This is a genomic window from Rhizobium sp. CFBP 13644, from assembly GCF_014842165.1.
GTDB classification, from domain to species: domain Bacteria; phylum Pseudomonadota; class Alphaproteobacteria; order Rhizobiales; family Rhizobiaceae; genus Agrobacterium; species Agrobacterium tumefaciens_C.
Window position 1 is genome coordinate 285,712 of the sequence record NZ_JACYVF010000001.1, and the last position, 21,110, is coordinate 306,821.

A 21,110-nucleotide genomic window follows, 5' to 3' on the forward strand; every position below is an offset into this window, starting at 1 on the left:
AGAGAGTGGGGGACGAGCTGTTTGCCCCCTCTTTCTTTAAGAATGCACGCCGTTCACCATTGCGAAGACCTGATCGATATTGCCGTTCTGCGCGGCAAAACGCAGTGGCTTGCAGCGCTCCACGACCACTTCCGTCGCGTCCGGCTGGTTCGTCAGAATGTCCATCACCTCGGAAATATAGGCGTCCAGCGGCATGGCGCGTTCGTCGGTTGCCTGATGGTCGCCCTGCAGTGTGGTCTGCACGTAGGGCGGAATGATTTCGATGACATCGACTGATGTGTCTTTCAACTGCTCGCGGATAGCCATGGAGTATCCGTGAATGGCGGATTTCGTGGCGCTGTAGGTTGGCGTCGCGACCATGGGCACGAAAGCAAGGCCGGATGATACCGTCAGCACGGCTGCGCGCGGCTGCTTCAGAAAATGCGGAAGCAGCGCGGCTGTGAGGCGGATGGGGGCCAAGAGGTTCGTCGTGATGGTTTCCTCGGCAATGTCAAGATAATCAGGCGCGGCAGCGATGTCCTCATTCTTCATGATACCGGCATTGTTGATGACCGCATTGAGGTTTGGGTGGTCAGCGATGAGCTTATCGGCAAAGGCGCGAATGCCCGCCGCATCGCCTGCATCCATGGTGGCCCATGCCATACCAGGATTTGCGGCGGCTACCTCCTGCAACACCTCTGCGCGGCGGCCTGAGATGATGACCTGATTGCCCAGCGCATGAAATGCTTCCGCTAGTGCGCGACCAATGCCTGTGCCCCCGCCGGTGATGAGGATGGTGTTGCCTGTGACTTGCATGGGAGTATCCTTCCTTGTTGCTGATACAAAGAGTAGGTAGGATGCTCTCTCAAACACAGTAGGCACCTGAAAGATTTATACGCACCCAAAGGAGAGTGTCTGTATGAAAAGGCATCTGGCCGATGACACCATCGAAGAACGGCGCAAGGCCCCTCCGCCAGAGACGACCGATCCCGTGATCGAGGCGCTGGTGCGCGACATTATCGCCAAGGTGGCTGACAAGTGGACGATGCTGATTCTGGAAGTTCTGGAAGAGCGCGGCACGTTGCGTTTCACGCAGATAGGCCATCATGTGGAGGGCATCAGCCAGAAAATGCTGACCAAGACCCTGCGGCAGATGGAATGCGACGGGCTGGTGCGCCGTGTGGTCCACCCGGTCATTCCACCGCATGTGGATTACAGCCTGACGCCGCTGGGCCAAAGTCTGGGCAGCGCGTTCTGCGGCGTGTGGATCTGGGCGGAACAGAACCATGCAGACATAGAAAGGGCGCGAAAGGCGTTCAACGACCGCCCTCCACGCCCCGCAATCTGATCAGTTTTACTTAAGCAAACTGGCTGAGGCCCGGAACGGAGGCAATAACCTGATCCACGGTTTCATCGCCTGCATGCACGCGGGCGATGGCGATGGTTTCTTTTGCTAGCGCGGAAATTTCGCCCATGCCGAGGCCCTGGCTCATCAACTGCTGGCCAAGACCCATGATGCCGCCGCCACCGATGGCGCTCATCAGGCCACCCAGCAAACCGCCGCCGCCCTTGCCTTCGCCGTTGAAGCGGGCCACGAGATCAGGCGCGCCGGGAATGGCTTCGATCATCCGTGCAACCGGTGCATCGTCAGCTTCGCGCTGAAGGAAGCCCAGCATCATGCCCAGCGCCTTTTCGGCCTTGTCATGTTCGATACCAACCTTGTCGGCAACCTGGGTTACGATTTCGCTCATAATGTTCCTCCGGAAACGAATAAATGACGTTAACGTCAACGTAAAACAACTGACGTTTTGGCACAAGGCTGGAAATGACGGCGCGACCAAGTTTGCCATCGCTTCCACAAGCTTATCAAACAGGTGTTGAGCATGCAGCCAGTTCATATAAGAATATTGCAAAGATTGGATAAAGGGCGCTTACGCCCTGATGACGGGAGGAATATGCCTGATGTTGCAGGATGGAAAGCTCTACATCGGCACCAGCCGGAACGCCGATGACAGCCTGAACAAGGGCGAATATCTGGACTTACGATTCGGCAACCGGCACGGTCTGATTACAGGCGCGACCGGCACCGGCAAGACGGTGTCTCTGCAGGTGCTGGCGGAAGGCTTTGCCAAGGCTGGCGTTCCCGTTTTTTGCGCCGATGTGAAGGGCGACCTGTCCGGCATTGCGGCCAGAGGCGAAGCCAAGGAGTGGGTAACGAAGCGCGCCGAGCAGATCGGTTTTAGCGATCTCGCCTTCGAGCAATTCCCCGTCATCTTCTGGGATCTCTACGGTGAAAAAGGCCACCGTGTGCGCACCACCATTGCCGAGATGGGACCGCTTTTGCTGGCGCGCCTCATGGATGCTTCGGAAGCACAGGAAGGTGTGCTGAACATCGCCTTCAAGATTGCCGATCAGGGTGGCCTGCCGCTCTTGGATCTCAAGGACTTACAGGCGCTGCTCAACTATATGGGTGAGCATGCGACAGAGCTTTCCAACCAGTTCGGGCTGGTTTCCAAATCCTCCGTCGGCTCGCTTCAGCGCGGCTTGCTGGTGCTGGAACAGCAGGGTGCCGAGCATTTCTTCGGTGAACCGGCGCTCAAGATTTCCGATATCATGCGCACCACATCCGATGGGCGCGGCACGATTTCGGTTCTTGCCGCCGACAAGCTGATGATGAACCCGCGCCTTTACGGCACGTTCCTGCTCTGGATGCTCTCGGAACTCTTCGAAGAGCTGCCGGAGGTGGGCGATCCGACCAAGCCGAAGCTCGTCTTCTTCTTCGATGAAGCGCATCTCCTGTTCAATGATGCACCCCGCGTGCTGGTGGAGCGCGTGGAACAGGTCGTGCGCCTGATCCGCTCCAAGGGTGTCGGCGTTTATTTCGTCACGCAAAACCCGCTGGATGTGCCGGAAACGGTGCTGGCGCAGCTGGGCAACCGCGTTCAGCACGCGCTGCGCGCCTATACGCCACGGGAGCAGAAAGCCGTGAAGACGGCTGCCGATACATTCCGCCAGAACCCGGCCTTCAGCACCGCAGATGCCATCACCACGCTCGGCACCGGCGAGGCGCTGGTTTCCACGCTGGGTGATAAGGGTGCGCCATCCATCGTGGAGCGCACGCTGGTACGCCCGCCATCTGGCCGTGTCGGCCCCGTAACGGACGACGAGCGCCGCGCTATCATGAGCACAAGCCCGGTTGCGGGTCTCTATGACGAAGATTTGGACCGCGAATCAGCATTCGAGCTGCTGGCCGCACGCGCGCAGAAAGCAGCCGAAGCGGAAGCCGCCAAACGCGCTGCCGAAGAAGAAGCCAACCAACCGGCAGACAGCGCCGCTGGCCGCTGGAAACTGCCCGGCTTTGGCGATGAAGAGCCAACGCAGGCCTCCACGTCAGGCGCCAAACGCAAGGCTGGCGGCTATCAGCGAGAAACGGTTATCGAAGCGGCGATGAAAAGTGCGGCCCGCACGGTTGCAAGCTCTGTCGGGCGCGCCTTGGTTCGCGGCCTTCTGGGCAGCTTGCGGCGGTAAAGTATTAGCTACTCCCGCATTTTGTGGCGGAATGCGGGAGGGTTTATTCTGGGCCGCTATGTTTCTCGATAGAGAACCATTCCGGCGTGATAGAGCACATTATCGATAAACTCGCCGTCAGCCGTGAAACCGGTATCATCCCAGTAATCGATGTGGTCACCCTTCATCTCGTAGCGCCCCTGATAGGCGCTTTTGCGGTTTCCCCGTGCCTCATCATAGCGGCCATTGGGCAATAGCTCGTGTCGGATGTGGCCATCGCCCGTCACCCACATGCCGATATAGGGGTGGCTCTTTTTCTCCGTCTCTGCCCTCATCCCCTGGCCTCAACCGGCCGTGGGGCGAACGACGATCTCGTTGATATCGACGTCATCTGGCTGCTCGATGGCAAAGCGCACGGCGCGGCCGATCGCATCCGGCTTCAGCGCAATGGCGCGGTATCCCGCCATCAGTTCGGCAGCAGCGGGGTCGGTGATTGTGTTGGCCAATTCGCTTTCCACCACGCCCGGATGGATGCAGGTGACGCGGATGTCCCTGTTTTCCTGACGCAGACCATCCGAAATGGCCCGGACTGCAAATTTTGTCGCGCAGTAGACCGCAGCGGTGGGCGATACGGCCAACGCGCCGATGGAGGCAACGTTGATGATGTGGCCGGATCTTGCGCGGGTCATATCCGGCAATACGGCGGCGATGCCATAGAGCACACCCTTGATGTTGACGTCTATCATGCGGTCCCATTCGGCAACCTTGAGCGACGACATGAGCGAAAGCGGCATGATGCCCGCATTGTTGACGATGACGTCGATCTGCCCGAAAGCCTTGCGTCCCGCCTCGGCAAAGGCTGCGACGCTCTCGCGGTCCGTCACGTTGAGCGGGTGGGCGATAACCTCGGCACCGGCTTGGCGCAGCTCTTCAGCCAACGCTTCCAGACGGTCCATACGGCGCGCACCGATGACGAGTTTGGCGCCTGCTGCTGCAAGCTCCCGCGCAATGCCTTCGCCAATGCCGCTTGATGCGCCGGTGATGAGGACGACTTTGTTCAAAGCCATGATGGGATCTCCCTTGATGTTGCAACCCGACCCCTTTTGTGGAGGTGTGCCGTTGCACCAGAGATAAAGCTTTGGCATTGTCGTTAGAACTGCCTCAATTCTAACCTCAATGGGTAGATATGCTAACCAATGAACATCGATCTCAATGCCCTGTCCATTTTCTGCATGGTCGCTGATGAGCGCAATTTTCGCGCGGCAGCTGATCGCCTTGGCGTTACCCGCTCCGCCGTCAGCCAGACAATTCGCAAGCTTGAGGAAGCGATTGGCATCGCGCTGGTGCAACGCACCACCCGCAGCGTCAGCCTGACCGAGGCAGGGCAGCAACTCTATGACGAAGTCTCGCCATCCATCGCCAATCTGGTGCAGGCAACATTGTCCACCTCTTCTCTCAGCGGCACGGCGCGTGGACGGCTGCGGCTCGCCGTATCCTCGATTGCGGAAAGCTTTCTCTCCGGCCCGCTGCTGGCCGGGTTTGCAAAGGCGCATCCGCAGGTGCAGCTTGATATTGTCGTGACCGATGAGGAGTTCGACATCGTGGCCGCGCAATATGATGCGGGTGTGCGGTTGGGGGAATTGATCGAGCAGGACATGATCGCTGTTCCTGTCTCCGCTGCGCAGCGGCAGCTTCCGGTCTGCTCTCCAGCCTATAGAGACCGTCGCGGGTTGCCCATGCACCCAAGCGAACTGATCGACCACACATGCATCGGCTGGCGCCCTCGCCCCAGTGTTGCGCCATATCGATGGGAGTTTGCGGAAAATGGCCGGGAATTTTCCGTCGCGGTGGAGCCGGAATTCACCACCAATGATATGCAGCTAATGATCAAGCTCGCCTGCGCCGGTGCTGGCATAACATTTGGCATGGAAGAAACTTTTCGCCCCTATCTCGACAGCGGGCAGCTTGTCCCGATGCTGGAAGAGCATTGCCCCAGCTTTTCTGGCTTTTATCTCTATTATCCGAGCCGCCGTAATCTGGCACCCAAGCTGCGCGCCTTCATAGACCACGTCCGTATGCCGAGAGCGGCATGACCACACGAAAAAGGGCCGGCCCTTCGGCCAGCCCTTCCACTATCGCTTGATGACGGGGGACGCAATCAGGCGACAGAAACTGGAACCTCAGTGGAGGTCCGCATGGCGTGGGAGTAAGGGCAAACAATGTGCGCCTTCTTCACCAGGTCTTCAGCCGTGTCCTTGTCGAGGCCGGGAATATTGACCTGCAGCGATACTTCGATGCCGAAGCCTGTGCCGTCTTCGCGTGGGCCGATGCCGACCGTTGCTGTGACGCTTGTGTCTTCTGGAATCTTGACCTTTTCCTTACCGGCGACGTTCTTCAACGCGCCGAGGAAGCAGGCGGAGTAGCCGGCAGCAAAGAGCTGCTCAGGGTTGGTGCCGGTTGCGCCATCGCCACCCAGCTCCTTTGGAACGGTCAGCGTAACGTCCAGAACGCCATCCTCAGACTTTGCATTGCCAGCGCGGCCGCCTGTTGCTGATGCTTTTGTTGTGTAGAGAATTGCCATGTCACTGCTCCTTGGTGTGAATGTTGAATATTACATATACCGCAATTTAATTGTGCGCAATATAATTTTGCGCATTGAGGATTTTTTCTGTTTCTGCGATACGTGATGCGGAGATTGCGTTGCGATGTGCATAGGGCAGGAACCGAGTGACGGCATAAATTGTTCCCTACGCAGCCGCATTTTGGAGCCCTGATATGGATGATGGAACGATGGAAGGCCTTTTGACGCTCGACATGCAAATATGTTTTGCGCTGTATGGCGCGTCCCATGCATTCAACCGCGCCTATAAGCCCTTGCTCGAGCCTCTTGGGCTCACCTATCCGCAATATCTGGTTCTGATGGCGCTCTGGGAAAAAGAGACCGCGACCGTAAAGGTGCTGGGCGAAATGCTGGGGCTGGATTCCGGCACGCTCTCTCCCCTGCTCAAGCGGCTGGAACAGGCTGGCCTGATTACGCGCAAACGCGGCACGGTGGACGAACGTCAGGTGATGATCGCGCTGACGCCTGAAGGCGCCGAGATGAAGACCAAGGCAGCCGAAGTCATGCGCGCCATTGGAGAGGCTACCGGTTGCAGCCTGGACGAGCTTGGAAAGCTACGCGACCAGCTGAATGCCTTGAAGGAGAATCTGGTGAAGGAGTGAGCGTGTCACTCCGAGCGACTTTCCGATGGCACAACGCCACTGTTGGCAGCACGAACCATTCCGGGGATTAAGAAAAGGTCGATTATGTTCCATGCTACGGCTGCCCAAGTGAGGGCATCTAGCAGAATGCTGCGGCCGATTATGAATGGTAGCAGAAACGTCGCTATACCGAGAGCCAACTGTATTTTTGCGGATCTCTTGAAGCCCAAATAGAAGCGATGAAAGCCGAAATATCCGCCTCCGCCAAACAATTGCAGGGCATAAGCAACCCACATCTGCTTTTGAGCCACAGCATGTGGAGGTGTGGGCGGTGACGGATGCTCGCTTGCAGAAATTTTCGGTACGCTGACCAAGAATGATGCCCTTTGCAAAATCAAAATGTCTAATGCAATTTGAAATTGTTTTCCGGGCATTTCCAGTACAACAAAAAGCCCGCAGGATGTTCTATCCTGCGGGCTTTCTCATGCGTAAAAATGTCAGTCGCTTACTGCCAAACCACCACGCGCGCCTTGTTCGGCACGCGGTCATAGAGGTCGATGACGTCCTGGTTCATCAGGCGCACGCAGCCGGATGATACGGCCTTGCCGATGGAGTTCCACTCAGGAGAGCCGTGGAGGCGGTACAGCGTATCCTTGCCGTTCTGGAAGATGTAGAGCGCGCGGGCGCCGAGCGGGTTTTTGAGGCCCGGTGGCATGCCGCCGTTCTTGGAAGAGAACTTGACCAGCTCTGGCTGCCGGGCAACCATTTCGTCTGGCGGCGTCCATTTTGGCCACTTTTGACGCCACTGGATGACGCCCTCGCCCGACCAGGCGAAGCCTTCACGGCCAATGCCGACGCCGTAGCGCATGGCGGAACCGCCGGGCTCGACCACATAGAGGAAGCGCGAACGCGTATCGACAACCACGGTGCCGGCTGGCTCGCCCGTAGGATCAACCACGCGCTGGCGATAATAGCGACGGTCGATGTTCTGGTAGGGGATGGCGGGAATGACATAACCGCCATCTTCGACCGTGCCGTAAATGACGGCCAGTTCGGAATCGGACATGCCGCCTGCAAACATCGAGCGGAAATCGCCCGCAATGCTGCCTGCAAGGCTACCGGGCTCGGCACCGTTTGAAGGCCTAAAGCCTGACGACGCGCAACCTGCCAGAAGCGATGCGGAGGAAAGGCCAAGGAGGGAAAGGAAGGTACGTCTGGAAAAGTCTGTGTCGGTGCTCATCATAAGGCCGTTTTTCTCACATCGAAGCGATCGGGGGCGGATGTTACGCGGGTTTGCGGAATCACCCATCAATCTCGCTGTACGTCGTTTGTTCCACGACATCTCACCTATTAGTATAGTAGTTAATACATAACTAACGGCCAGTGGCGCTAGTGCAACACTGGCACTGGAGACGAGCTTTCCTGGGGTGCGTGATCAGATAACCACAATCGGCGCGCCCTGAGGCACGCGGTCAAAGAGATCGATGACATCCTGATTGAGCATGCGCACGCAACCGGATGAGGTGGCCTTGCCCACGGATTGCCAGTCCGGCGTGCCATGCACCCGGTACAGCGTGTCCTTGCCATCCTTAAAAATGTAAAGCGCCCGGGCACCGAGCGGATTGTTGAGACCGGGGATCATGCCGCCATTGGCAGCCGAGACAGACGCCAGTTCCGGTTGTCGTTCCACCATCTCATTTGGCGGCGTCCAGCGCGGCCATTTGGCTTTCCACTGTATCTTGCCGCGACCGGCCCAGGCATAGCCATCGCGGCCAAGCCCCACGCCATAGCGAACGGCCTTGCCGCCCGGCTGCACGAGATAGAGGAAATGCTGCTTGGTATCGACCACGATCGTGCCCGGCGCTTCCGCCGTCTGGTAGTCAACATCCTGGCGCAGAAAGCGGGGATCGACACGCGAATAGGGAATGGCAGGCAATGTGTGGCCGTCATCGCTGATCTGGTCATACATCACGCGGTGCAAAGGGTTGGAAACCGGCAGGCCGTAACCACGCGTCTGGTTGCTATAGCCAGGTGTGAGGCCAGAACCTGTGGGCTTTGCGGTGGATGGCGGACCATAAAGCTGCTGGAACTGCGACTGGAAGAGCTGCGGCGGGCGACTGTTGATGGAGCCGGGCGTTGGCGGCAACGGCGGGCGCGGAATGGAGCCGACATTGTTGTAATTGAAGACCGGCGCCGTTTCCTGCACGAACACGTCAGGGTTCATGCGGCTGGTGTCGGTAATGAGCAGGCAGCCGCTCAAAAGCGGCATGAGCGCAAGCACCGCAAAAGACACAAGGCGACGGCAGGTTTTCAAGGGTACTGTCATGGAACCGCTTCACAGGGAGACATCGTTTCCACGACATTGCCCTACCCGGCTGGCGCGAAGCTGGAGGCATTTGCGGTTATGGCAGGTGTCAGGCGAACTGATTGAAGAAGCGAATACTCTCGACAACGGCACCGGGGACCACGCCATTATGGTTTCCGGGCAACAGCATATTGTCGATGGGCATGCCTGCAAACCGCGCCCGCTCCATCAAAAGCTTGTGGTCGGCGTCGAAAGGTCTTTCCTCCGTGCCCCGCAAAAGCAAGGTCGGGCATTTCAGGCTCGGGCCGAAACAGACGGAAGAGCGCATGATGAACTCCTCCTCGTTGCGATCATCGAAGCATATTTCATCCGAATATCGGTTGAAATACCGCCATGAGTTGACGCCTGCGGAGATGGGAACGGACGCCCGGAATTTGCGCGTCATCGATGCCAGCAGCGACAGGGTGCCGCCATTGGAATGGCCTGCGAGGAACAGCCGATCGCGATCCACTCCCGGCAAATTTTCGAGATAGGATGCCGCCGCCAGCGCATCGGACGTCTCATCGTAAAAGCCGGAATAATTGCCCTGCTGGCCGTTTTCGCCCCTAAACGATGGCAACAGAACCACGAAACCTGCTTCCCAATAGGGCTTCATCAGCGCCCAATGCCCATCGCCCGTGGCGTTGCCGCCATGGAGAAACAGCACGGCTGGTTTCAGTGTCTTGCTCGGCTCATAGTGCGAAAGCCATGCCACCAGCTCGATGGAGCCGTTGGGTCCACCCGGATAGGTCACGCGGCTGGCGCCCGGCGGCGTTCCTAGCGGCGTGGATTTTTCAGGCGCTGCGATCTTGCGCAGCAGATGCGTGTGAAACTGTTTGCGCGCATTGGCATAATCTTCGCGTGCAAGCGGAAGAACTTCGGGAATGGACAGGGCGGCATGGGCAGGCAGCGGCAGCGAAGACGCGGCGACAAGACCGGCTGCACCTGCCAGAAGGTTGCGTCGTGTGAGGCGCGTCTCAGTGAAAGCACCGGAGGACGAGGGTTTCTCTGCCATATGAGAGGTCCGAAATTGTATTAAGCGCACGTTAATTTCACCACTAAGTGATTGAATTGTCCATTCACTGTTTTGCGAATGCGCAAGAAAGCCTAAGCTAATTTATCGTCAATCATTGCCATCAGTGTGGACAGGCGATCCGCTTCCGATGGCAGTTTGTCCGCACGCAATCTGGCGATTCGAGGAAAGCGCATGGCTACGCCGGATTTATGGCGATTGGAACGGTTGATGCCTTCGAACGCCACTTCCAGCACAAAACCGAACTGCGGCGTGGCACGAACGGCACGCACCGGGCCGAAACGCTCCACCGTATTGTCGCGCACGAACTTATCCAGCACCTCCAGCTCCGCATCGGTAAAGCCGAAATATGCCTTGCCGACAGGAACGAGTTGCTCGCCCTCCTCCGTTTCCGACCAGACGCCAAAGGTGAAATCCGAATAGTAGCTGGAGCGTTTGCCGTGGCCTCGCTGGGCATACATCATCACGGCATCGATGTTGAAGGGATCGCGCTTCCACTTGAACCACGGCCCCTTGGCACGGCCCGCCTGATAGAGGCTATCCTTGCGCTTGATCATCACCCCTTCGATGACAGGATCCGGTGGCGCCTTGCGCAGCGTCTCCAGCTCATCCCAACTGGAAAACGGCACCAGCGGCGACAGATCGAACCGATCATGTGGCGCATCTTCGATCATGCCTGTCAATATCTCACGGCGCTTGAGAAAGACCTCGCCGCGAACATCCTCTTCGCCTTCGAACAACACATCATAGGCGCGCAGGAAGGCCGGATACTCCTCCAGCATGCGGGCCGTGACCGTTTTGCGGTTCAAACGTTGCTGAAGATCGGAGAAGGTGCGGGTAGCAAGATTGGAACGAGCCGTGCCGCCAATCAGCAACTCGCCATCGACGACGCCTTCGAAGTTAATGCGCTCGAGAATGTCGGGAAAAGCGCCGGATATGTCATCGCCAGAGCGGGAATAGAGCTTGCGCGTATCGCCGGAGCGCGACAGCTGCACGCGAATGCCATCCCACTTCCATTCCGCAACGAAATCCTGCGGATCGAGGTTTTGCAGATCATTGTCACCGACGGGCGTGGAGAGCATGACGGAATGAAAGATTGCGGGCGTGGCGAGCACTGGGCGCTCGGACTTTCCCTCCAGCCATGCAAACAACGGCTCATAGGGCGGCTCCAGCCCATGCCACAGCGTTTCGATTTCGGTAATATCGCGCCCGCCGAAATCTGCCAGCGCCTGACGCGCGAGCCTCGCCGAAACGCCGATGCGCAGGCCGCCGGTGACGAGTTTGAGGAAGGCAAAGCGCGAAGACGGCTCCAACCTGTCCAAAAGATCACGCACGGCGGGGCGTACTTCCGTTCGCCCTAGGGAATTCATTAGCGTGACGATTTCGCCAAGGCCAGGGTCTTCGATGGCAGGCCGGTCCTCTGGCTGGCTGGTATCCCAGACAAGCGATATCGTCTCGGCCAGATCGCCAACATAATCATAGGAATAGCGAAACAGCACGTCGTCCATGCGTTCCAGCACAAGCTCGCGCAGCATGGCGGGTTTGACGCTTTTCAGGTCCAGCGTACCTGCAATGGCGGCAAGGCCGTAGCCCCGGTCCGGGTCCGGTGCATCGCGGAAATAATCGGACAGCAGCTTTAGCTTGCCGTTCCGCGACGGGGTGAGGACAAGACGGTCAAGGAGGTTTGCGAAGGCTTTCATACCGTCAATCCCCCTCGTCCTCGTAACCCACCAGATGCAGCGGGCGGGCCGGAATGCCCTGCAACTCGCACCAGCGCACCAGCGCCTCCTCGCGGCCATGGGTGACCCACACTTCGGAGGGCCCGACTTCCTTGATGGTTTCCAGCAGTTCTGGCCAGTCACAATGGTCCGAGATGACCAGTGGCAGTTCCACCCCGCCCTGCTTGGCGCGCTGGCGCACCATCATCCAGCCGGACGCAAACGATATCAGCGGTTCGTTGAAGCGGCGCGCCCATTTTTCCTGAAACGCCGAGGGTGGCCCAACGACTATGGCGCCCTTGAACTGTTCCGGGTTGCTTTTCTCAAGCGTGGCGGGACGCAGGTCGCCCAGCTCTATGCCCTGCGACATGTAGTAATCGCACAGCTTGGCCAGCGCGCCGTGAATGTAGACCGGTTCGCTGTAGCCATTGTCACGCAGAAGCCTCAGCACCCGCTGCGCCTTGCCCAGCGAATATGCGCCGACGAGATGGGTGCGTTCGGGAAATTGCCGGATCGACGTCAAAAGCTTGGCGATTTCGTGGGCGGGCTTGGGGTGGTGGAACACTGGCAGTCCGAAGGTCGCTTCGGTGATGAAGACATCGCAAGGCACCGCTTCGAAAGGCGCACAGGTGGGGTCGATCCCACGCTTGTAATCGCCTGATGCGACGATCCTGATACCGCCATATTCAATGGAAATCTGGGCCGATCCCAGAACGTGGCCAGCAGGATGAAAACCAATGGTGACGCCATTGACGTCAACCGTTTCGCCAAAGCCAATCGCCTGCTCGCTGCCGGTAAAATCCTCGCCGTAGCGGATGCGCATGATATCCAGAGTCTGGCGCGTGGCGAGAACCTTTTCATGGCCCGACCTTGCATGATCCGAGTGGCCGTGGGTGATCAAAGCCCGAGGCACCGGCCGCACGGGGTCCACATAAAAATCACCAACCGGGCAATAGAGGCCTTTCGGCGTAGGATAGAGCAGTTTGTCAGGCTTCATGGGGGCCATCTGTTGCGGTGCGACGGGTGAAAACGCGTGGTTGCCAAACACGTTCCCCACCCATCATGATTCCCGCAGCAGCGCGAGGTCAACCTTTCGCTGACAGCTTCTCGTCAGCGGCCCGTAGGCAGCCTCACATTTTTCAGCGCAATAGAGGCAATCAGACCGATGACTGCGGTCAGAGCTGCGGCATAGAAGAGAATAGTGAATGTACCACTATACAGAGCCGCAACGGCGGCCTGCGATGCAGCCGGTAGTTCCGAGAGCATTTTCGGTGTCAGCTCCTCAATCTTGCCAACGCCTGGAATATCAGCCCCCACGCCTGTCAGACTGGATGAGACGATGGCACCATAAACGGAAATGGCAATGGCAGCGCCACCCATGCGCGTCAGCGTCACCGCACCGCTGGCCGCGCCGAGATCCTCCTTGAGAGCCGAGTTCTGGACGCCGATGATCGGTACCTGCTGACCCAGCCCCACACCAAGCCCCTGCGTAAACATGATGGCGGCGATAATATAAAGAGGTGTGCCTGCGTGCATTTGTGACAGCGAAAGCATGGCCAGCATTGCGATTGTCAGACTGGCCACCGAGAAAGGCTTGTATTTGCCGGTTCTGGAAATCAGGCGCCCTGCTGAGAGCGATCCCGCAACGATGCCGCCTGTGACGGCGATGAAGAACAAACCAGCAGTGGAGGGTGAAAGGCCGGTCGTTGTTTGCAGAAACAGTGCGTAATAATTGACCATGCCGATGCCCAGCCCCCCGCTGATGAGGGAAATAATCATGAGCAAAGGAAATGTGCTGTCCTTGAAGAGATGCAGAGGTACGACAGGCTCCGGCGCACGGCGCTCGACCTTCACCCAGAGATATGCGGTCAGGGCGGCAAATGCGACGATGCAAAGGCTCTTCCATGCAAAGATGGAGCCGAATATTTGTGAACTATCCGCCCACAGGACGATGCATGTGATGGTCAGCGCCAGCAGGACAGCGCCCATATAGTCGATCTTGGGCTGGCGGTCCGGGCGCCTGTTGGGCAGCAGCAAAGCAAGGCCCGTGATGACGGCGATGCCGATGGGGAGATTTATCAAGAAGATCGAGCGCCAGCCGAAGAGATCGCTCATCGTACCGCCAAGAACGGGGCCGATGCTGCCGGACGCCATGATGACGAGGCTGGAGTAGCTCTGATACTTGGCTCTCTCCCGCGGCTCGAACAGATCTGCATTGACGGAAAAGATTGAGACCAGAATGCCACCGCCGCCAAGGCCCTGCAGAACGCGCGCTGCGATGAGGGAATTCATGGACCATGCCATGCCGCATGCCAGAGAGCCGATGGTAAAGATCACGATGGCCGCGATCATCACATATTTTCTGCCGAAGAGATCCCCCAGCTTTCCATAAATGGGCATGACCGCACTGGACGCCAGAAGGAAGGCCGAACCAATCCAACCAAAACCTTCAAGCCCACCGAACTCACCAACAATCGTGGGCAAGGCAGTCGACACGATCTGGTTGTCGAGCGTCGCCATGAACATGGCAAGCATGAGAAGAAAGAAGACAAAGAGCCTGCGGCGGCGATCAGGAACAAGCGACGCCGTGGGCTGGACGGATATATCCATGGTGGGGTTCTCACAATTGATGAGAAAAATTTATGTGCCTTTCGCACATATATGTCAATGGCACGCTTATAAAAACCGTGCTATCGTTTGGACAAGAGTTCGGGGAGTACGAAAATGAGCAAACAGGCGCCAGCGCCCACATGCGACACTATGGAAAGCGACGAGGTGCTGCATATCAGTCAGACCATGACCAGGATGCGCCTGATGATCGGTCGGCGCATTATCGGCCGCATGGCCATCGCCAGGCTGGCGCCGGGGCTGGAACTGTCTCACATCGATGTGCTGGATGTTGTGCACCGGGCTGCCCAGCCTGCGACTGTCGGCGCCATCGCGGATGCCATGCGGCTTGATCCGTCTCGCGGCAGCCGGGTGGTGGCGGAAATGGTGGGGCGTGGCCTTCTGAAACGCGAGGTTTCGCAGGAAGACGCACGGCGCAGTCTGGTCGTCATCACCCCGCTTGGCCATACCATTCTGGGAGAGATGCGCAGCGCCAAGGTCAGCATCATCCGCGAAGTTGTAAGCGATTGGCCGGAACAGGACGTCGCAGATTTCGCCCGCCTGTTCGACCGCTTTATCGGACGGTTCGAACAGCGGCTGGTCCCTTATCTTCCTGCTCCAGCAGATGTTAGCCAGCAGGCAACTACCGAGTGATGAGAGCGAGAGCTAGACGGCGAAGACGCTGCGTTTCTGAGCCTTACCAGCGCGCATAGGGTGAGTTGTCGTGCCTGACGACCTGCCCCCAACAAGGCGTTTCTCTTTCCAGATTTCCACCTGCCGCGCAGAGAGCAGGAGCACGATGGCGATGCCTGCATAAACAGGGGTGGCCATTGCGTCAAATACGGTGTCGGGATCGGTCATGAGAAACTCCATCAGCTTGATGGCATGACACTAGACGCAAACCCGGCATGGGCATTTGCGGGAAATCAAATCTCACCCCTGCGCAGCGACGAGCTGTTTGTCGCAACGCGAGGGACGTCAGATACCGTCGCCGCAGGACTGCTCGAAAAACCGCACGCCGTTGCGCCCGCCTTTTTTGGCCTCATACATGGCAGCATCCGCCTTTGCCAAAAGGGCCTCAGGCGTTTCGCCATCGCTTGGATAAAACGCAGTACCGGAGGAACAGGTGACCGTGAGGGAACCGACATTCAGTTCGATCGGCTCGGCGGCGCGCTCACGAATGGTTTCCAGCCGCTGCAATATGCCGGGCTCGTCATGTTGGGGGTTGCTAAAAATGATCGCAAACTCATCACCGCCAAGCCTGACGGCGATATCGGATGCACGGATGCAGTTCTTGATCCGCTCGGCAAGGCTGCGCAGCACTTCGTCGCCCACGCCATGACCGTAGATATCGTTGATTTCTTTGAAATTATCGAGATCGATATAGGTAACAGCCACCAGCCTGTTTTCGCGTCGGGCCTCATGAATGGCGCGCTGAAACTGGCTCCAGAACAGGTTTCTGTTGGAAAGCCCCGTCAGCGGATCATGATGGGCCATGTAGTTGACCTTGTCTTCCGCACGGCGGCGATCAATCGCAATGCCGGCGATATTGGTCGCCATGTCGATGATCTCGCGCTCAATGGCAGAAGGCATTCGCACCGTGCCGGAATAGAGAGCAAATGTTCCAAGCAACACGCCGTTATTGCCAAAGATCGGCGTCGACCAGCAGGACCGAAGCCCGTGGCGCATCACGAGTTCTATGAAGTTGCTCCACAGCGGATCTTGAAACGTATCACTGACATAGACCGCTTGCCGCAGCCAGGCTGCGGTTCCGCAGGAGCCAACATCCGCGCCGATTTCCACGCCGTCCACAGCCGCGACATAGCTCTCGGGAAGGTTCGGCCCAACGCAGTTTCGCAACCGGTTCTGCTCTATGAAAAGAATGGAGCCGGTCAGATTATCCAGCAGGTCTTCAACCGTGCGCACCACGGCTTCGAGAATGAGCTGCAACGGCTTGCCATGCACGATCATCTCAAGAAGCGCGGCGTGGCTACGGCGCAGGGATTCCTGCCATTTGGCTTCCGTGATGTCTCTGGAAATACCTGCGATTCCAACGATCTCGCCTCGATCATTGCGAACGGGAATATGGGTTCCCGAAAACCAACGGATCTGCCCGTCTGAAAATGAGATATTGTATTCGGCATTATAGCTGCCGTTACCCGTATCGAGAAGCCGACGGTCTATCTCATCCAGTTGGCGCGCAATTTCCGGTGGAGCGATGTCGTATATTGTAAGCCTGCGCCCGTGCAGGAACGTGGGTTCATGGCCAAGGCATGCCAGACACGCCGCATTCATATAGGTATAGTAACCCTCAGCGTCCTTTAAAAAAACCATCTCTGGAATATTGTCGAGCAAATAGGACATTCTGGAGTTTGAAAGACCATCCAACAGAAAATCGGCATTCATGTCCATAACGACTGGATTGCGAGCGCCTTTTTCTTCACCCATTCCGTAAGAGCCCTTACTACTCGACTTTTTCACTCGCCATTGAGCTTTGAGCCGAAAACCATACTTTCTAGGAATTCTCAGCCTGTATAAAGTGATGCAAATTTACTTATTCTGAATTAAGATATTAGGTGACCCTGTATATACATTTCAATATATTCAGATGGCATTGTATCCATATGCCTTGCGATTTTCACTAGGCCTCCATTACTAATAAATTTAATAAATCTTAATTGCAATCTTGAGATGAGTCAGATGGAAAGAAAACGTGTTTATTTTCTAAGCTTATCACTTCCGTTTTGTAGATCACAGCAATAGGTTGCAGCAGGGAATCACGAGGGAATTAAAATGTTGACGATTTATGGTGCCTTTCGTTCTCGCGCCACCCGCACGTTGTGGCTGGCAGGGGAACTTGGGCTTGAATTCACGCATGTTCCGGTCATCCAGGCGCGGCGTGTCAGCGATCCGCTCGGCGCCGATGCTCCGATCAACACATTAAGCCCCTCCTACCTGGCGATCAATCCCATGGGCACCATTCCCTGTGTCGATGACGATGGAATGGTTCTTTACGAATCCATGGCCATCAACCTCTATCTTGCGCGCAAATATGGAACGCCCCTTGCTCCGGCAGATCTTTCGGAAGACGCGCATATGATGCAGTGGTCGTTCTTTGCGGCCACCGAGATTGAAAGCAACGCCTTGAAGATTTCGTCTGCGGCCGCAGAAGGGCTGGCAGGAAGCGACACCGGACAGGCGGTGATTGAAGTGGCCGCGCGCATGCTGCGCCGCTCGTTCAAGGTTCTGGATCAACACCTTGCCACCAACGACTATCTTGTTGGCAACCGTTTCAGCGTGGCAGATATCAACGTCGCTGAAGTGGTGCGCTATGCCAGCGCCCATCCGCCGCTGTTTGCGGCCAATCCTGCCGTCAAGGCATGGCTGGACCGTTGCCAGGCGCGCCCCGCCTTCAAGGCCATGTGGAGCGCGCGCGAGAACGAGGCAGCGTAAGTCCCCTACATCCGGGTCGTGACCCTGACATCGCCGACATGGATGCCGTTCCAGTTTTTCATGGAACGGTTTGCCATACGGAGAAGTGTTTGTTGCTCGGCGCTGTCATCGTCGAAGTAACGTGCCAAAAGAGCCGCAATCATGGCTTCTGCCGCACGCGTTGCCCCATCCTCACATTTCACCGCCATGGCGATGCCCTGCTGCGGCAGGGCCGCGACGAACACGCCCTCAGCGCCGGTCTTGGCGAAGATTTGCCCCGGCGCGATTTCCATCAGCCGCGTGCAGGCCCGGCCCGTTCCCGCCACATAGAAGGGTTGCGCCATGCAGGCGTCCATCAGGCGGCGCGATGCCTTGGCGCGAATGCTTTCCAGCCCCTGCCCCGTCGCCATTTTCGCAAAACCATGGGCCAGACTTTTCAGCGGAATGGCATAGGTCGGGATCGAGCAGCCATCAACGCCGCAATTGTCTTGACCCAGGGCGACCCCTGTCAGGCTTTCCATCGTGCCACGGATTTCCTGCTGGAGCGGGTGATCGTAACCAACATAGCCTTCAACATCTGTTCCCGTGTGGCAGCAGGCACAGATGAAGCCGGAATGCTTTCCAGAGCAATTGTTGTGAAGCGCCGAAGGCTTCTCCAGCGTTCTTGCCTGGTGGATAATGGTTTTCTGATCGGACGACCAGTGCGCGCCGCATTCCAGTGCACTTTCGTCCCTACCCGCTCTTGCCAGCATGGAGGCCGCAAGCTCGGCATGGGCGTCTTCACCTGAGTGGGAGGAGCAGGCGAGCGCCAGTTCCTTATCGCCAAAACCGAACGCATCTGCTGCGCCGCTTTCCATCAAAGGCAGCGCCTGCATGGCCTTGCAGGCCGAGCGGGGAAACACGCCACCCTCGATATCGCCTGCCGAAAAAACAATCGCGCCATCTCCATCCACCACCACAGCCATGCCACGATGGCGGCTTTCAATGAGATTTCCGCGCGTGACTTCGACAGTAACGGGGTTGTGCATGGGTGTGGCCTCAAAAAATGCGAATTTAAGTCTGTTGTTTAGATGAATTGCCGCAACGATGCACGGGGCTCCTTCATTGAAATACGCGAAACGTTTTTTGGTTGCTGTCTTCCTGATCTACCTCCTGCCCGCGCTGGCTTCCGCCGGTCTGTGGGCGATGAAGGAACACCCCGCCGGCTATCGCAATGCGCGCTGGTCTTCCGCAGGCATTTTGCCGGAAGCGCCCGCCAACAAGCCAGCGGCCATCTACATCTACTCCGCCATGACGGGCGGCCTCAAAGGATCGCTGGCGAGCCACGCCTGGATCGTGATGAAGCGCGAAGGTGCGACGACCTATGAGCGATATGACAAGGTGGGTTGGGGCACGCCCATCCGCCGCAACGCCTATGCGCCTGACGCTTACTGGTATTCCAACATGCCCCGGCGTGTGCTGGAAATTCACGGCGAAGAGGCCGAGCGGTTGATCCCGAAAATGACGCAGGCCATTGCCGATTACCCCTATGGCAAGGCCGGTGGATACAACATCTATCCCGGCCCGAACTCCAACACCTTCGTTGCCCATGTGTTGCGCAGCGTGCCGGAACTGGGCGTGGTGCTGCCACCCGATGCGGTTGGGCGCGATTATCTGCCCAATGGAAAGTTCATCCACATTGCAGATGACTGGAAAGACGTGAACTTGTCCCTTGGCGGCTTCGTCGGTATGTCTGCGGGTGTCCGAAGCGGCTTTGAAATCAACTTTCTGGGTCTCGTCGCCGGTTTCGACATCATGAACCCCGGCATCAAAATTCCCGGTCTCGGCTACTTCGGAACGAAATCTTTTGAACCCGCTCCTGAGCGTAAACCCGTCAGCGCCTGAGACTTTACGTCAGCGGGTCGCCCGCCTTGCGCGGATGACCTGCGCGATGAACACCCGCGAGAGGCCGTGATAAAGCGGCTCTGCCGAAATCAAACGCGAGGTGACATATCCCAGCATGGACGCCGCCATGATGGGGATCACCGCTTCATGGTTGCCGGTCATTTCCAGAATGATGACGAAGGCTGTCATCGGTGCCTGAACGACACCGGCGAAATAACCGGCCATGCCGACAATGGCACCCAGCCCAACACTGGCACCCAGCACGGATGCGACCGTGCTGCCAAAACCGGCCCCAACGGACAGCGATGGCGCAAAAATGCCGCCGGGGATGCCTGACACCATGGCGAGAAACGTGCTCGCCAGTTTTTCGATAAAGAAGAACGATGGCGCAGCATGGCCTTCGATGGCGGCACGCGCCTGCTCATAGCCGGTTCCAAAGGTTGCGCCGCCTGTGGCAACGCCTAGTATGGCAGAGGCTAAGCCGCAAATGCCTGCAACCATCAGCATGCGTTTCAACGGCACGGTGTGCGCCCAGCGCCGGATACGTTGGGAAACCTGCAGGGCGGCGGCGCTGAAAAGCGCACCGAACACCCCGCCGCCAATGCCGCACAGCACCACCAGCCCCCAATCACCTGCCGTCTGCGCCAGCACGGTGCTGGTGCCAAAATAGGTATAGCTGCCGATGAGACCCAGCGAGGCAAGGCCCGAGACAATCACGGCGGTGAGAACCAGACCATTGGACCGGGCTTCATAGGTGCGGCTCATTTCCTCAATGGCAAAGACGATACCCGCCAGCGGCGTGTTGAACGCTGCGGCAATGCCTGCTGCGGAACCCGCCAGAATGAGGCCTCTGGCCTGCGCCATCCCGCCAAACCGCGCCGCCTGCAACATGATGGACGCGCCGACCTGAACCGTTGGGCCTTCACGGCCAATCGATGCGCCGGATAAAAGACCGGCAATGGTCAGCACGATCTTGCCGAAGGCCAGCTTCAACGACAGAAGGCGCGAGCGGTCCTCATCATCATGAAAATGCCGGGCGGCGATGGCCTGCGGAATGCCGCTGCCGCCGGAATTGGGAAACACCACCATGGCCAGCCATGCGCAGAGCACGAAACCGACGGGCGTGATGATGAGCGGCAAGAGAAACGCCCATGGACCTGATGATGTCGTTGCGAAAAACAGATGCTGCGCCCAATCCGCCGCCTTGGCAAAGCCGACGCTGATGACGCCAACGGCCACAGCACCGGCCCAGAAGACCGCACGCGGCTTCCACATGCGCCAGCTTCCCCAGACAACGCGGGAACGGCGGAACATTTTGATTTTGCGGTATTTGGCAGGCATGGCACTTTTCAATCATCTAAAATAGAGATGGTTTATCGGCCTGCGGACATATGATTGCAACCTC

The 21,110-nt window shown here is 57.9% G+C and carries 22 protein-coding genes and 1 pseudogene; 7 read left to right on the forward strand and 16 right to left on the reverse strand.

Annotated elements, in window-relative coordinates; translation table 11 throughout:
• Positions 1-36: 36 nt before the first annotated feature.
• Positions 37-795, reverse strand: a complete 759-nt coding sequence (locus IFT53_RS01415) for an SDR family oxidoreductase (protein ID WP_042618251.1) — start codon at positions 793-795, stop codon at positions 37-39.
• Between the two features lie 103 nt (positions 796-898).
• On the opposite strand from IFT53_RS01415, the gene IFT53_RS01420 reads away from it, so the two are divergent.
• Positions 899-1,327, forward strand: a complete 429-nt coding sequence (locus IFT53_RS01420; RefSeq protein ID WP_042618250.1) for a winged helix-turn-helix transcriptional regulator — start codon at positions 899-901, stop codon at positions 1,325-1,327.
• Between the two features lie 10 nt (positions 1,328-1,337).
• Here the strand turns inward: IFT53_RS01420 and IFT53_RS01425 are convergent, their stop codons facing one another.
• On the reverse strand, positions 1,338-1,730 hold the full coding sequence (locus IFT53_RS01425; RefSeq protein ID WP_192063608.1) for a DUF937 domain-containing protein: 393 nt from the start codon (positions 1,728-1,730) through the stop codon (positions 1,338-1,340).
• A 211-nt stretch (positions 1,731-1,941) separates the two neighbouring features.
• On the opposite strand from IFT53_RS01425, the gene IFT53_RS01430 reads away from it, so the two are divergent.
• Entirely contained in the window at positions 1,942-3,507 is a 1,566-nt protein-coding gene (locus IFT53_RS01430; RefSeq protein WP_192063607.1) for a helicase HerA-like C-terminal domain-containing protein, read from the forward strand.
• Between the two features lie 56 nt (positions 3,508-3,563).
• Here IFT53_RS01430 and IFT53_RS01435 read toward each other — a convergent pair.
• Together IFT53_RS01435 and IFT53_RS01440 are read right to left on the reverse strand one after the other, a co-directional pair.
• Positions 3,564-3,797: pseudogene (locus IFT53_RS01435) on the reverse strand (Atu4866 domain-containing protein); the annotation flags it as partial.
• 33 nt (positions 3,798-3,830) lie between these two features.
• A complete protein-coding gene (locus tag IFT53_RS01440) occupies positions 3,831-4,553 on the reverse strand; it encodes an SDR family oxidoreductase (RefSeq protein WP_192063605.1) in 723 nt (240 codons plus the stop codon).
• A gap of 129 nt (positions 4,554-4,682) precedes the next feature.
• On the opposite strand from IFT53_RS01440, the gene IFT53_RS01445 reads away from it, so the two are divergent.
• The gene (locus tag IFT53_RS01445) at positions 4,683-5,579 is read left to right on the forward strand and encodes a LysR family transcriptional regulator (protein WP_192063604.1); all 897 of its coding nucleotides are present in this window, start codon (positions 4,683-4,685) and stop codon (positions 5,577-5,579) included.
• A gap of 65 nt (positions 5,580-5,644) precedes the next feature.
• Here the strand turns inward: IFT53_RS01445 and IFT53_RS01450 are convergent, their stop codons facing one another.
• The gene (locus IFT53_RS01450) at positions 5,645-6,067 is read right to left on the reverse strand and encodes an organic hydroperoxide resistance protein (protein WP_042618244.1); all 423 of its coding nucleotides are present in this window, start codon (positions 6,065-6,067) and stop codon (positions 5,645-5,647) included.
• 194 nt (positions 6,068-6,261) lie between these two features.
• Between IFT53_RS01450 and IFT53_RS01455 the strand changes: the two genes are divergently transcribed.
• Positions 6,262-6,708 (forward strand): MarR family winged helix-turn-helix transcriptional regulator, encoded by a 447-nt coding sequence (locus tag IFT53_RS01455; protein ID WP_192063603.1) that lies wholly within the window; start codon positions 6,262-6,264, stop codon positions 6,706-6,708.
• 5 nt (positions 6,709-6,713) lie between these two features.
• Here the strand turns inward: IFT53_RS01455 and IFT53_RS01460 are convergent, their stop codons facing one another.
• From IFT53_RS01460 to IFT53_RS01490, 7 genes are all read right to left on the reverse strand, one after another.
• The gene (locus IFT53_RS01460; RefSeq protein WP_197980105.1) at positions 6,714-7,121 is read right to left on the reverse strand and encodes an NINE protein; all 408 of its coding nucleotides are present in this window, start codon (positions 7,119-7,121) and stop codon (positions 6,714-6,716) included.
• A gap of 71 nt (positions 7,122-7,192) precedes the next feature.
• On the reverse strand, positions 7,193-7,930 hold the full coding sequence (locus IFT53_RS01465; RefSeq protein ID WP_446737641.1) for a L,D-transpeptidase: 738 nt from the start codon (positions 7,928-7,930) through the stop codon (positions 7,193-7,195).
• A 192-nt stretch (positions 7,931-8,122) separates the two neighbouring features.
• Complete coding sequence (locus IFT53_RS01470; protein WP_042618241.1) at positions 8,123-9,013, reverse strand: L,D-transpeptidase; 891 nt, start codon at positions 9,011-9,013, stop codon at positions 8,123-8,125.
• 88 nt (positions 9,014-9,101) lie between these two features.
• On the reverse strand, positions 9,102-10,046 hold the full coding sequence (locus IFT53_RS01475) for an alpha/beta hydrolase family protein (RefSeq protein ID WP_192063602.1): 945 nt from the start codon (positions 10,044-10,046) through the stop codon (positions 9,102-9,104).
• Between the two features lie 92 nt (positions 10,047-10,138).
• On the reverse strand, positions 10,139-11,764 hold the full coding sequence (locus tag IFT53_RS01480) for a cisplatin damage response ATP-dependent DNA ligase (RefSeq protein ID WP_192063601.1): 1,626 nt from the start codon (positions 11,762-11,764) through the stop codon (positions 10,139-10,141).
• Between the two features lie 4 nt (positions 11,765-11,768).
• Positions 11,769-12,779: a ligase-associated DNA damage response exonuclease gene (locus IFT53_RS01485; RefSeq protein ID WP_192063600.1), complete on the reverse strand. Its 1,011-nt coding sequence runs from the start codon at positions 12,777-12,779 to the stop codon at positions 11,769-11,771.
• 113 nt (positions 12,780-12,892) lie between these two features.
• A complete protein-coding gene (locus tag IFT53_RS01490) occupies positions 12,893-14,392 on the reverse strand; it encodes an MDR family MFS transporter (protein WP_192063599.1) in 1,500 nt (499 codons plus the stop codon).
• A 114-nt stretch (positions 14,393-14,506) separates the two neighbouring features.
• On the opposite strand from IFT53_RS01490, the gene IFT53_RS01495 reads away from it, so the two are divergent.
• On the forward strand, positions 14,507-15,043 hold the full coding sequence (locus IFT53_RS01495) for a MarR family winged helix-turn-helix transcriptional regulator (protein WP_446737642.1): 537 nt from the start codon (positions 14,507-14,509) through the stop codon (positions 15,041-15,043).
• A 12-nt stretch (positions 15,044-15,055) separates the two neighbouring features.
• Here the strand turns inward: IFT53_RS01495 and IFT53_RS01500 are convergent, their stop codons facing one another.
• Together IFT53_RS01500 and IFT53_RS01505 are read right to left on the reverse strand one after the other, a co-directional pair.
• On the reverse strand, positions 15,056-15,250 hold the full coding sequence (locus tag IFT53_RS01500) for a hypothetical protein (RefSeq protein WP_192063598.1): 195 nt from the start codon (positions 15,248-15,250) through the stop codon (positions 15,056-15,058).
• 117 nt (positions 15,251-15,367) lie between these two features.
• Entirely contained in the window at positions 15,368-16,837 is a 1,470-nt protein-coding gene (locus IFT53_RS01505; RefSeq protein ID WP_192063597.1) for a sensor domain-containing protein, read from the reverse strand.
• 345 nt (positions 16,838-17,182) lie between these two features.
• On the opposite strand from IFT53_RS01505, the gene IFT53_RS01510 reads away from it, so the two are divergent.
• Complete coding sequence (locus tag IFT53_RS01510) at positions 17,183-17,842, forward strand: glutathione S-transferase family protein (protein WP_192063596.1); 660 nt, start codon at positions 17,183-17,185, stop codon at positions 17,840-17,842.
• Positions 17,843-17,847: 5 nt separating this feature from the next.
• Here IFT53_RS01510 and IFT53_RS01515 read toward each other — a convergent pair whose 3' ends face one another.
• Entirely contained in the window at positions 17,848-18,849 is a 1,002-nt protein-coding gene (locus tag IFT53_RS01515) for an asparaginase (RefSeq protein ID WP_192063595.1), read from the reverse strand.
• 76 nt (positions 18,850-18,925) lie between these two features.
• Between IFT53_RS01515 and IFT53_RS01520 the strand changes: the two genes are divergently transcribed.
• Positions 18,926-19,705 carry a DUF3750 domain-containing protein gene (locus IFT53_RS01520; RefSeq protein WP_192063594.1) on the forward strand — a complete coding sequence of 260 codons (780 nt, stop codon included), beginning with the start codon at positions 18,926-18,928 and terminating at the stop codon, positions 19,703-19,705.
• Between the two features lie 9 nt (positions 19,706-19,714).
• Here the strand turns inward: IFT53_RS01520 and IFT53_RS01525 are convergent, their stop codons facing one another.
• Positions 19,715-21,046, reverse strand: a complete 1,332-nt coding sequence (locus tag IFT53_RS01525) for a chloride channel protein (RefSeq protein WP_192063593.1) — start codon at positions 21,044-21,046, stop codon at positions 19,715-19,717.
• Positions 21,047-21,110: the final 64 nt, after the last annotated feature.